Raw genomic sequence first — 12,276 nt, forward strand, 5'->3', positions numbered from 1 at the left:
CGGCGGAGAGCGACTGTGCAGTCCTCGCGAACACCGCGCTCGCCGGACAAACTCCGACAGCCTACCAGATGGAGCGCTCCGACGCGGCGGACCGCTACGATGAGGCCACCGCGTACTGTACGCGCGACACTCAGGCACCTCACCACGGACTCGGTGCCGCACACATCGATCGAAAGGCCCTGCCATGACGAAGCCCATGCCCGACAAGCCCACGGTGGACGGCCTCGAGGACGTCTGGGGTCCGGTCTGGGAGCAGGACGGCACCTACCGCTTCGACCGCGACAGCGCGACGAAGGACGCGGTGTACTCGATCGACACCCCGCCGCCGACCGCGTCGGGTTCGCTGCACATCGGGCACGTGTTCTCCTACACGCACACCGACCTCAAGGCCCGGTACGAGCGCATGCGCGGGAAGCACGTCTTCTACCCGATGGGCTGGGACGACAACGGCCTGCCGACCGAGCGCCGCGTGCAGAACTACTACGGCGTCCGGTGCGACCCGCAGCTCCCCTACGACCCCGCCTTCGTGCCGCCGTTCGAGGGCGGCGACGGCAAGTCGAGCAAGGCGGGCGACCAGCTGCCGATCTCGCGCCGCAACTTCATCGAGCTGTGCGAGCGCCTGACCGTGCAGGACGAGCAGCAGTTCGAGCACCTCTTCCGCACGCTCGGCCTGTCGGTGGACTGGACGCAGTCGTACCGCACGATCGACGACACCTCGCGGGCGAGCGCGCAGCGTGCGTTCCTCCGCAACCTCGAGCGCGGCGAGGCCTACCAGGCCGACGCCCCGACGCTCTGGGACGTCACCTTCCGCACCGCCGTCGCGCAGGCCGAGCTCGAGGACAAGGAGATGCCCGGCGCGTACCACGGCCTGGCGTTCCACCGCACCGACGGCGGCGAGGACGTCGTCATCCAGACCACCCGTCCGGAGCTGCTCCCCGCCTGCGTCGCCCTCGTCGCGCACCCGGACGACGAGCGCTTCCAGGACCTGTTCGGCACGACCGTCCGCTCCCCCCTGTTCGACGTCGAGGTCCCGGTCCTCGCGCACCACCTGGCGCAGCAGGACAAGGGCGCGGGCATCGCGATGGTCTGCACCTTCGGTGACACCACCGACGTGGTGTGGTGGCGCGAACTGCAGCTGCCGAACCGCGCGATCATCGGCTTCGACGGCCGCGTCCGCTCGGACGAGCCCGCGTGGATCGAGTCGACCCGCGGCAGGGAGCTCTACGCCGAGATGGCCGGCAAGACCGTCTTCTCGGCGAAGAAGGTCCTCGTGGACGCGCTCACCGAGTCGGGCGAGCTCGTCGGCGACGTGAAGACGATCAACCACCCGGTGAAGTTCTTCGAGAAGGGCGACAAGCCGCTCGAGATCGTCTCGACCCGCCAGTGGTACATCGTCAACGGCGCGCGCGACGAGCAGCTCAAGGAGACCCTGCGGAAGCGCGGCGAGGAGATCGCCTTCCACCCGGACTTCATGCGCGTCCGCTACGACAACTGGGTCGGTGGCCTCTCCGGCGACTGGCTCATCTCGCGCCAGCGCTTCTTCGGCGTGCCGATCCCGGTCTGGTACCCGCTCGACGCCGACGGCAACCCGGTCTTCGACCAGCCGATCGTCCCGACCGAGGCACAGCTGCCCGTCGACCCGGCGTCCGAGCCGGCCCCCGGGTACGCCGAGGACCAGCGCGGCGTCGCCGGTGGCTTCCAGGGGGAGCTCGACGTGATGGACACCTGGGCGACCTCGTCCCTCACCCCGCAGCTCGCGGGCAAGTGGGAGACGGACCCGGCGCTCTACGACCTCGTGTTCCCGTACGACGTCCGCCCGCAGGCGCAGGACATCATCCGCACGTGGCTCTTCACGACGGCACTCCGCAGCCAGCTCGAGGCCGACGTCGCGCCGTGGAAGCACGCGAGCATCTCCGGCTTCATCGTGGACCCCGACCGCAAGAAGATGTCGAAGTCGAAGGGCAACGTCGTCACGCCGCTCTCGATCCTCGAGCAGCACGGTGCCGACGCGGTCCGCTACTGGGCAGCCTCGTCGAAGCTCGGCACCGACGCGGCCTTCGACCCGCAGAACCCGAAGCAGATCAAGGTCGGTCGTCGCCTGGCGATCAAGGTGCTCAACGCGGCGAAGTTCGTGTACGGCTTCGAACTGCCGAGCGGTGCGACGACCGTCACCGAGCCCCTCGACGTCGACGTGCTGGCGGAGCTCGGCTCCGTGATCGAGCAGGCCACCGCCGCGTTCGACGGCTTCGACCACGCCCGTGCGCTGGAGGTCACCGAGCGGTTCTTCTGGACCTTCTGCGACGACTACCTCGAGCTGGTCAAGGAGCGTGCCTACGGCACCGCGCCCGACGCGACGCACGAGACCCAGGCGAGTGCGGTCCTGGCGCTGCGCGCCGCGATCGACGCGCTGCTCCGTCTGCTGGCACCGTTCCTCCCGTTCGCGACGGAGGAGGTGTGGGCCTGGACCCACGACACCAGCGTGCACACGGCCGCGTGGCCCACGGTCACGGAGCTCCCGACGCAGGCGGAGCCGTCCGGGCTGCTGGCCGCCGTCGGCCAGGCGCTGATCGGGATCCGCGGTGCGAAGACCGCCGCCAAGGCGTCCCAGAAGACGCCGGTCACCCGTGCCGTCGTGGCGGCTCCGGCCGACCAGCGCGCGCTCATCGAGCGCGCGGCGGTCGACCTGGCCGCCGTGGGCCGCATCGAGAACCTGTCGTTCACGGACGGCGAGGAGCTCGCGGTGACCGAGATCGAGCTCGCGGAGCAGCAGGCGTAGCGTCGTCCGTCGACGGGCCGGGTCGCGTGCGGCCCGGCCCGTCGTCACGAGCACGAGCACGAGCACGAGCACGAGTCGGCACTGGAGGCACGGATGCAGTTGGGTACACGCTGGAACGTGGGTGGGCAGCCACCCGAGCGACTCCCCGAGGCGATGGTCGTCGCCGCGCGCGGTGTCGAGGAGGAGCTGGCGGCGGCGTCGGTCGACGCATCGACCTGGCGCTGGACGCTGACGTACCTCGAGGGCAAGCCGATCGTCGAGCTCGACGACGGCACGTCGATCCACCTCGACCCCGCCGGGCGTGCGCAGGTGACGAACCCGGACGACGCGCCGGAGGAGGACTAGGCCGTCCCCCCGATCCCGGGCTCGACCGGGACCGGGGGACGCGGCCTACAATGGAGAACGTCCGTTCCCGAGGCGACGGGGACGAGTGGGACCGCAGCGGAGGGAAGGGGATGCCCGTGTCCGGCACCGCCAGCACGACCGACCCGCAGGTGCGCGAGCGCATCGTCGACGCCGCGGACGCGCTCTTCTACGCCCGCGGGTTCCAGTCGGTCGGCATGGACGAGATCCGGACGACCGCCGGCGTCTCGTTGAAGAAGCTCTACTCGGTGTTCCCCGGCAAGGAGCAGCTCGTCGCCGCGGTGCTCGGCGGGCGGCACGACCTCTGGGAGCAGGGCATCGAGCAGGCGGTGGCTGCAGCGGGGACCCCGCGGGACCGGCTGCTCGCGATGTACGACTTCCTGGAGCAGTGGTTCGGCGACGACACCTTCCGCGGCTGCGGCTTCATCAACGCCTTCGGTGAACTGGGTGCGACCTCCCCCGCGGTCGCCGAGATCGCCCGCGAGCACAAGGACTCGTTCCAGCGGTACGTCACCGGGCTCGCCGCGGCCGCCGTGCCGGACCTGGACGCGGCCGAGGAGCTCGCCGCCCAGCTCGCACTCCTCGCCGAGGGTGCGCAGACGACGGCCGCGATCGCGGGCGACACGACGCCGGCGCGGCACGCGCGGCGCGCGGCCGCCACGCTGATCGACGTGGCCATGCGTGCGGGGACCGACCGGACGCGCTGACCCGACGCGCTGACCTGACGCGCTGACCTGACGCTCCGACCGGACGCTCGACGACACGACGCCCGACACGACCCGACGTCGGCCGGGAGGCGCGGGGCGGGCCCGCCACGTGCCTCCAGACCGGCGTCCGGTCCGGTCCGTAGGGTGGGGCCATGGACACCCCGTTCGACCAGCCGAGCACCCTCCCCTACGCCCTGCCGCCGTTCGACGACGTCCGGCTCGAGCACTTCCGTCCCGCGTTCGACGCCGGCATCGCCGAGCAGCGTGCCGAGGTCGAGGCCATCGCCGCCGATCCCGGTGCAGCGACGTTCGAGAACACGCTGGTGGCGCTCGAACGCTCCGGGCAGCTGCTGACACGGGTCTCGCACGTCTTCTTCACGCTGTCCTCCGCCGACTCGACGCCCGAGCTGCACGACCTCGAGGCCGAGGTGTCGCCGCTCCTCGCCGCCCACCGCGACGCGGTCACCCTCGACGCGCGCCTGTACGCACGGGTCGACGCGGTGCGGTCCTCGCTCGACGAGCGTGCGGACCTGTCCGACGAGGACCGTCGACTCGTCGAGCGGGTGCACACCGAGATGACGCTCGCGGGAGCCGGCCTCGACGACGGTGGGAAGGAGCGTCTCACCGCGATCAACCAGGAACTCTCGACGCTCACCACGACCTTCGAGCGCAACCTGCTCGAGGACACGAACGACCTCGCCTTGCACGTCACCGACGAACAGGAGCTCGCCGGACTCGACGACGGCGCGAAGTCGGCCGCCGCCGCAGCCGCGGCGGACCGCGGCCTCGACGGCTGGCTCGTGACGCTGCCGCTGTACACGGGTCACCCGTGGCTCGCCTCGCTGACCGACCGCGGCCTGCGCGAACGGATCATGCGCGCCTCGCTGTCGCGGGGGCGTCGTGGGAACGCGCACGACAACCGCGAGGTCCTGCTGCGCATCGTCCGGCTCCGGGCCGAGCGGGCCGAACTCCTCGGCTTCCCGAACCACGCTGCCGTGGTGACGGCCGACGAGACCGCGGGGACGCCCGAGGCGGTCGACGGCCTGCTCTCCTCGCTCGTCCCGGCCGCCGCCGCGAACGCCGAGGACGAGCGCGCCGTCCGCTCCCGCACGGTCGGCTTCGACGTCGAGGCCTGGGACTGGGCACACGCGACGGAGGTCCTGCGCGGCGAGCAGTTCGCCGCGGACAGTTCGGCGCTGCGGCCCTACTTCGAGGCCGACCGCGTCCTGCACGACGGGGTGTTCCACGCCGCCGGCGCCCTGTACGGACTGACGTTCACCGAACGCTCGGACCTGCACGGCTACAACGACGAGGTCCGGGTCTTCGAGGTGCACGGCGACTCCGGGGAGCAGGTCGGGCTCTACCTGCTCGACCTCTACACACGGGACGGCAAGCGTGGCGGTGCCTGGATGAACCCCGTCGTCGAGCAGTCACACCTGCTCGGCACGCTGCCCGTCGTCGTGAACAACCTCAACGTGGCGAAGCCCGCCGCCGGCTCTCCCACGCTGCTGATCCAGGACGAGGTCGAGACGCTCTTCCACGAGTTCGGGCACGCGCTGCACGGGCTCATCGCCAGGACGACCTACCCACGGTTCTCGGGCACGAACGTCGAACGGGACTTCGTGGAGTTCCCCTCGCAGGTCAACGAGATGTGGGTGACCTGGCCCTCGGTCCTCGCGAACTACGCGAAGCACCACGAGACCGGCGAGCCGCTGCCGCCCGAGCTCGTGCTCGGACTGAGCGACTCCGCCGGCTTCAACGAGGGCTTCTCGACCACCGAGTACCTCGCCGCGGCGCTGCTCGACCAGGCGTGGCACCGCCTGTCGGCCGCCGAGGCCGCCGAGGTGACCGACGTCGAGGCGTTCGAGCGCCAGGCCCTCGCGTCCGCGGGCATCGACGTGGCCGCGGTGCCGCCGCGGTACTCGTCGACGTACTTCGCGCACACGTTCTCGGGCGGGTACGACGCCGGGTACTACGGGTACATCTGGTCCGAGGTGCTCGACGCGGACACCGTCGAGTGGTTCCGCGAGCACGGCGGACTCTCGCGCGAGGCCGGGCAGCGGTTCGCGTCGCTCGTGCTCGGGGTCGGCGGCGCGCAGGACCCGCTCGAGGCCTACCGTGCGTTCCGCGGCCGCGACGCCGAGGTCGGGCCGCTGCTGCGCCGTCGCGGGCTCGAGTAGCGCGGCGCCGCGCCGCGGCGCGGCGCGGCGCGCCGCCGCGGCGCCGGGCCAGTGCGTCGGCACAACCGGAAGCACGTCGCACCGCGGAATTCCGCGGCGCGACGTGCCTCCCGTTGTGCAGCGGCACGTCACACCGCGGATCACCCCGATCCGCCTGCGCACCGCTCCCACGACTGCTCCCACGAACGCACCCGCACCCGCTCCCGCACACGCACACGCACACGGCGACGGCCCGGCCCCACGCGGGGACCGGGCCGTCGGCCTGCGGGCGTCGGACGCTACGCGGACTTCTCCACGCGCTTCGCCCGGGGACGCGGCACGATCGTCGGCGCCGCGTTCTCGAGCACGGACTCGCGGGTGATCACGACGCGCGCGACGTCGTCGTCCGACGGCACGTCGAACATGACCGGACCGAGGACCTCTTCGAGGATGGCCCGGAGGCCGCGGGCACCGGTCTGCCGCAGCACCGCGAGGTCCGCGATGGCCTCGAGTGCCCCGCGGTCGAAGTCGAGCTCGACACCGTCGATCGCGAACATCCGCTGGTACTGCTTCACGAGCGCGTTCTTCGGCTCGGTCAGGATCTGCATGAGCGCCGCCTGGTCGAGCTGCGACACCGTCGTGACGACGGGCAGACGACCGATGAACTCGGGGATGAGCCCGAACTTGTGCAGGTCCTCGGGCAGGACGTCGGCGAACAGGTCCTGCTGGTCGAGCGGGCTGTGCAGCGGAGCGCCGAACCCGATCCCGCGCTTGCCGACGCGCGACGACACGATGTCCTCGAGTCCCGCGAACGCCCCCGCCACGATGAACAGCACGTTCGTCGTGTCGATCTGGATGAACTCCTGGTGCGGGTGCTTCCGACCGCCCTGCGGCGGGACCGACGCGGTCGTGCCCTCGAGGATCTTGAGCAGCGCCTGCTGCACGCCCTCGCCGGAGACGTCGCGCGTGATCGACGGGTTCTCCGCCTTGCGCGCGATCTTGTCGACCTCGTCGATGTAGATGATGCCCGTCTCGGCACGCTTGACGTCGTAGTCCGCGGCCTGGATGAGCTTGAGCAGGATGTTCTCGACGTCCTCGCCCACGTACCCGGCCTCGGTCAGGGCGGTGGCGTCGGCGACGGCGAACGGCACGTTGAGCCGCTTCGCCAGGGTCTGCGCGAGGTAGGTCTTGCCGCAGCCGGTCGGCCCGATGAGCAGGATGTTCGACTTCGCGATCTCGACGTCGTCGCGGTCCTCGGCAGCGGTGATCTGCCCCTGTGCACGGATGCGCTTGTAGTGGTTGTAGACGGCCACGGCCAGCGCACGCTTCGCCGGGTCCTGGCCGATCACGTACTCCTGCAGGAAGTCGAAGATCTCGCGGGGCTTCGGCAGCTCGAAGTCGCCGCTCGTGGTGTCCTCACCCGCTTCGGCGAGGCGCTCCTCGATGATCTCGTTGCACAGCTCGACGCACTCGTCGCAGATGTACACCCCCGGCCCGGCGATGAGCTGCTGGACCTGCTTCTGGCTCTTGCCGCAGAAGGAGCACTTGAGCAGGTCAGCGCTCTCCCCGATGCGTGCCATGTCGGTGCCCTCCTTGGATGACCGGTGCAGTTCAGCGATGCAGGCTGGTGACCCGCCCGATGTGATCGACTCTAACCGCATCCGGTGACACCCACGGCGACGCCGTCCGGCCTGTCCCCACGCGTTCGCCCAGGGCGTGCACACCTGGTACCGTTGGCACGTTCCTCTACAAGTTGTAGAAAACCGGAAGGACCCCATGACGAAGCGCCTCGCCCTCCTCGGCACCGGAACCCTCGGCGTCACCGCCGCGATCGTCCTCGGCACCGCGGCCGCCGCGAGCGCACACGTCGAGGCGGATGCGACCTCGACGGCGGCGAACTCGTACACGACCGCGACGTTCTCGGTGCCGCACGGCTGCGACGGCTCCCCCACCACGAAGCTCGTCTTCCAGGTGCCCGAGTCCGTCATCGAGGTCACGCCGACCGTCAACCCGAACTGGACGATCACGAAGGCGACCGAGCCCTACACCGCCCCGTCGAGCAGCGCTGCGAGCGACGAGGAGTCCGAGGCCGGCGCCGAGCGCGTCACGAGCGTCACCTACACCGCGAAGACCCCGCTGCCCGCCGACGAGCGCGACACCTTCTCGCTGTCCTTCGCGCTGCCCGACGGCAAGCCGGGCGACCGCGTGGCCTTCCCGGTCGTGCAGACCTGCGAGCAGGGGTCGACCGACTGGGACCAGGTGCAGAAGAGCGGCGAGTCCGAGCCGGAGCACCCCGCGCCGTCGATCGTCCTGACCGCCGCCAGCGCGGCGAGCGGTGACGACGACGACGCGACGACGGCCACCGCGAGCGACACCACGACCACCGCGGCGCAGCCCGACCTGGTCGGACGCTTCCTCGGCCTCGGCGGCCTGGTGGTCGGGGCCGTCGGCCTGGTCGTCGCCGTCGCCGCCACGCGCCGCCGGGACGCCTCGAAGTGACGCGGAGCGCACGGCCGACGCGCGCCCGTCGGTCCCCGGGTGACCGGCGTCCGGTCTGGAGGCCCGTGGCCGCGACCGCCGCGACCCTCGCCGTCGCGGGCGGCGCGGTCCTCGGGCTCGCCGCCCCCGCCAGCGCGCACAACTACCTGGTGTCGTCGACGCCGAAGGTGGGCGGGACGCTCACCGAGCTCCCCGACCGCTTCGACATCACGACGAACGACCGGCTCCTGGCGATCGGCGGGTCGGACTCGGGCTTCGCCTTCCGGGTCATCGGCCCGGACGGTCGGTACCACGAGGACGGCTGCGTCTCCGTGGACGGCCCCTCGATGACGACGAAGGCCGCCCTCGGCGACTCGGGGAAGTACGAGGTCGAGTGGCAGATCGTCTCGGCCGACGGCCACACGGTCTCCGACCGGTACGACTTCACCTGGAAGGCCCCGGCCGGCTTCTCCCCCGACCGCGGCACCGCGACGCCGGCGACCTGCGCCGACGGCAGCGGGGGCGGCTCGGGGGCCGCAGCGTCCAGCGCACCCGACGCCGCATCCGGTGACACCGGCGACTCGAGCGCGACCGACGCCCTGTTCATCGGCGCCGGTGGCATCGTCCTCGCCGGCGTCGTCGTCGCGGTCCTGCTGCTGCTCCGTCGCCGTCCCGCCGCCCCGGCGACCGACGACAACGACGAGGACTGACACCCTCCCACCGGACCGGCACCGCGCCTACAGGCCGGATCCGCATCCTCGACGCCGCACCGGACACGACGAAGGCCCCGCACCGATCGGTGCGGGGCCTTCGAGCGTGCAGCGCTACTTGACGAGCGCCGGCAGGTTCTTGCGGCTCGTGAGGACCTGGTCGATCAGGCCGTACTCGAGTGCCTCTTCCGCGGACATGATCTTGTCGCGCTCGATGTCGTTGTTGACCTGCTCCGGGGTCCGGTTCGAGTGCTTCGACAGCGTCTCCTCGAGCCAGGTGCGCATGCGGAGGATCTCCGCCGCCTGGATCTCGATGTCGGACGCCTGACCGCCACCCTGCTGGACGGCGGGCTGGTGGATGAGCACGCGGGCGTTCGGCAGCGCGAGACGCTTGCCGGGGGTCCCCGCGGCGAGGAGCACGGACGCGGCCGAAGCGGCCTGGCCGAGGCAGACCGTCTGGATCTGCGGACGGATGTACTGCATCGTGTCGTAGATCGCCGTCATCGCGGTGAACGAGCCACCGGGCGAGTTGATGTACATCACGATGTCGCGGTCCGGGTCCATCGACTCGAGCACGAGCAGCTGGGCCATGACGTCGTCGGCGGACGCGTCGTCCACCTGGACGCCGAGGAACACGATGCGGTCCTCGAAGAGCTTCGCGTACGGGTCCTGCCGCTTGAAGCCGTAGGCCGTGCGCTCCTCGAAGCTGGGGAGGATGTAGCGATCGGACGGAGCCGGGACGTTCTGCGCGCCACCGAGCATGGGGAGGTGCATTCTCGTTTCCTTCTCTTCGGTGGTGGTCAGTTGGACTCGGGCTCGGCTGCCGCGGTCGGCGTCTCGCCGTCGCTCACGGTGCCGCCGCCGCCGACGACCTCGACCGACGACGCGCGGAGGTGGTCGACGAAGCCGTACTCCAGGGCCTCCTGCGCCGTGAACCAGTTGTCACGGTCGTTGTCCTTGAGGACCTGCTCGATCGTCTTGCCGGTCTGCTCCGCCGTGAGCTCCGCCATCCGCTGCTTCATGTCGAGGATGACCTTCGCCTGCGTCTGGATGTCGGCAGCGGTGCCGCCGAAGCCACCGGACGGCTGGTGCAGGAGCACGCGGGCGTTCGGGGTGATGTAGCGCTTGCCCGGGGTGCCCGACGAGAGCAGGAACTGCCCCATCGAGGCGGCGAGGCCGATGCCCACGGTGACGATGTCGTTCGGCACGAACTGCATCGTGTCGTAGATCGCCATGCCCGCGGTGATCGAGCCACCGGGCGAGTTGATGTAGAGGTAGATGTCCTTCTCGGGGTCCTCGGCGGCGAGCATCAGCAGCTTCGCTGCGATCTCGTTCGAGTTGTCGTCGCGGACCTCAGAGCCGAGCCACACGATCCGGTCTCTCAGAAGGCGGTCAAAAACACTGGGGTTCAGTGTCGCTTCGGCCATGGAAAAGCTCCCGTTCAGTTGTCGCTTGATGTCGAACTTATCGGGTGCAACGCACCACTTCGCGTCTGTTCGCTCTGGGCGGTCGGATGGTGCCGGCACGACGGACGGGAGGCACGGTGCCAGCTGGCACCGTGCCTCCCGTCCGTCAGCGCGTCGCGTTACTTCGCGTCGGCCTCGGTGACCTCGTCGGGGTCGGCCGACTCGTCGTCAGCCGACTCCTGCGCCACACCGGCGGTGAAGGCGGACAGGTCGACGGCGTCGCCGTTCGTGTCCTTGACGGTGACCTTCGACAGGACGGTCGCGACCGCCTTCGAGCGGGCGACCTCGCCGACCATGCCGGGGATCTGCCCGTTCTGGTCGATCACCTTGATGAACTCGGCCGGCTCCATGCCGTACTGCGACGCCGCCTGGATGAGGTACTGCGTGAGTTCCTCCTGGGAGACCTGGATCTCCTCCTTCTCGGCGATGGCGTCGAGGAGCAGCTGCGAGCGGAAGGCCTTCTCGCTGGACTCGGAGACCTCCTTGCGGTGCTCCTCGTCCTCGAGACGGTTCTCCTGCTCGAGGTGACGGTGCACCTCGTCCTCGATGAGCTGCTCCGAGATCGGGATGTCCACGTCCTCGATGAGCTTCTCGACGAGCTTGTCGCGAGCCGCGGCGCCCTGACCGAAGGTCTTGGACTTCGCGATCTGCTCCTTCAGGTCCGCCTTGAGCTCGTCGATGGTGTCGAACTGGCTGGCGATCTGGGCGAACTCGTCGTCGGCCTCGGGGAGCTCGCGCTCCTTGACGGCGGTGACGGTGACGGCGATCTGCGCGGTCTCGCCCTCGCGGTCGCCACCGACCAGCGTGGACTCGAAGGTGGTCGACTCACCGGCGGTGAGCGACTCGAGCGCCTCGTCGATGCCCTCGAGCAGGTCGCCCGAGCCGATCTCGTAGGAGACGCCGGTGGCCGAGTCGACCTCGTCGTCACCGATGGTGGCGGTCAGGTCGATCTGGGCGAAGTCGCCGGTCTCGGCCGGGCGGTCGACCGTCACGAGCGTGCCGAAGCGGGTGCGCAGGTTCTGCAGCTCCTCCTCGATCTCGTCGTCGGAGACCTCGACGGCGTCGACCGTGAGCTCGTACTGGTCGTACGCGGGGAGGTCGAACTCGGGACGGACGTCGACCTCGAAGGTGAGGACGAGGTCGCCCGAGAAGTCCGCGACGTCCGGGAGCTCGGCGACGTCGGCCTCGGCACGGCCGAGGATGCGCAGCTCCTGCTCCTCCACCGCCTGGCGGTAGAAGGTGTCGATGGCGTCACCGACGGCGTGGTTCAGGACCTCGCCGCGGCCGACGCGCTGGTCGACGATCGCCGGCGGGACCTTGCCCTTGCGGAAGCCGGGGATGTTGATCTGCTCGGCGATGTGCTTGTAGGCGTGGTCGATGCTCGGCTTGAGATCGTCCGGCGTCACGTTCACGGTGAGCTTGACGCGGGTGTCGCTCACCTTGTCGACGGTGCTGGTGGCCAAGGGATGTACTCCTGTTGGTTGACGTTCGAGTGGACCTGGTCGGGGCGACAGGATTCGAACCTGCGACCTCCCGCTCCCAAAGCGGGCGCTCTACCAAGCTGAGCTACGCCCCGTGACTGGGCCAGGTGACCGCGCACGCCCGAGGGCACGCACG

10 protein-coding genes and 1 tRNA gene are annotated in these 12,276 nt (G+C 70.3%); 6 read left to right on the forward strand and 5 right to left on the reverse strand.

All coding sequences use genetic code 11. The features are described 5' to 3' along the window. Positions 1-184: 184 nt before the first annotated feature. From valS to M3677_RS03655, 4 genes are all read left to right on the forward strand, one after another. Positions 185-2,776 carry a valine--tRNA ligase gene (valS, locus tag M3677_RS03640; RefSeq protein WP_251159812.1) on the forward strand — a complete coding sequence of 864 codons (2,592 nt, stop codon included), beginning with the start codon at positions 185-187 and terminating at the stop codon, positions 2,774-2,776. Positions 2,777-2,893: 117 nt separating this feature from the next. Beyond that, positions 2,894-3,121 (forward strand): hypothetical protein, encoded by a 228-nt coding sequence (locus tag M3677_RS03645; protein WP_251159813.1) that lies wholly within the window; start codon positions 2,894-2,896, stop codon positions 3,119-3,121. Between the two features lie 116 nt (positions 3,122-3,237). After that, the gene (locus M3677_RS03650; protein ID WP_251159814.1) at positions 3,238-3,846 is read left to right on the forward strand and encodes a TetR/AcrR family transcriptional regulator; all 609 of its coding nucleotides are present in this window, start codon (positions 3,238-3,240) and stop codon (positions 3,844-3,846) included. 152 nt (positions 3,847-3,998) lie between these two features. After that, on the forward strand, positions 3,999-6,026 hold the full coding sequence (locus tag M3677_RS03655; RefSeq protein WP_251159815.1) for a M3 family metallopeptidase: 2,028 nt from the start codon (positions 3,999-4,001) through the stop codon (positions 6,024-6,026). 278 nt (positions 6,027-6,304) lie between these two features. Here the strand turns inward: M3677_RS03655 and clpX are convergent, their stop codons facing one another. Continuing rightward, entirely contained in the window at positions 6,305-7,585 is a 1,281-nt protein-coding gene (gene clpX / locus M3677_RS03660) for an ATP-dependent Clp protease ATP-binding subunit ClpX (RefSeq protein WP_066653131.1), read from the reverse strand. 196 nt (positions 7,586-7,781) lie between these two features. Here clpX and M3677_RS03665 point away from each other — a divergent pair, with 196 nt between their 5' ends. Continuing rightward, positions 7,782-8,504, forward strand: a complete 723-nt coding sequence (locus M3677_RS03665) for a YcnI family protein (protein ID WP_251154786.1) — start codon at positions 7,782-7,784, stop codon at positions 8,502-8,504. Positions 8,505-8,569: 65 nt separating this feature from the next. Then, the gene (locus tag M3677_RS03670) at positions 8,570-9,193 is read left to right on the forward strand and encodes a copper resistance CopC family protein (protein WP_251159816.1); all 624 of its coding nucleotides are present in this window, start codon (positions 8,570-8,572) and stop codon (positions 9,191-9,193) included. A 114-nt stretch (positions 9,194-9,307) separates the two neighbouring features. Here M3677_RS03670 and M3677_RS03675 read toward each other — a convergent pair whose 3' ends face one another. From M3677_RS03675 to M3677_RS03690, 4 genes are all read right to left on the reverse strand, one after another. Next, positions 9,308-9,967: an ATP-dependent Clp protease proteolytic subunit gene (locus M3677_RS03675; protein ID WP_066653125.1), complete on the reverse strand. Its 660-nt coding sequence runs from the start codon at positions 9,965-9,967 to the stop codon at positions 9,308-9,310. A 26-nt stretch (positions 9,968-9,993) separates the two neighbouring features. After that, positions 9,994-10,620, reverse strand: coding sequence for an ATP-dependent Clp protease proteolytic subunit (locus tag M3677_RS03680; protein ID WP_066653123.1), 627 nt, complete (start codon positions 10,618-10,620; stop codon positions 9,994-9,996). 158 nt (positions 10,621-10,778) lie between these two features. Next, positions 10,779-12,122, reverse strand: a complete 1,344-nt coding sequence (gene tig, locus M3677_RS03685; protein WP_251159817.1) for a trigger factor — start codon at positions 12,120-12,122, stop codon at positions 10,779-10,781. Positions 12,123-12,158: 36 nt separating this feature from the next. Next, a tRNA-Pro gene (locus tag M3677_RS03690) sits at positions 12,159-12,235 on the reverse strand. Between the last annotated feature and the right edge of the window lie 41 nt (positions 12,236-12,276).

Origin of the sequence: Curtobacterium sp. P97 (genome assembly GCF_023712445.1) — a bacterium.
Lineage (GTDB): Bacteria > Actinomycetota > Actinomycetes > Actinomycetales > Microbacteriaceae > Curtobacterium.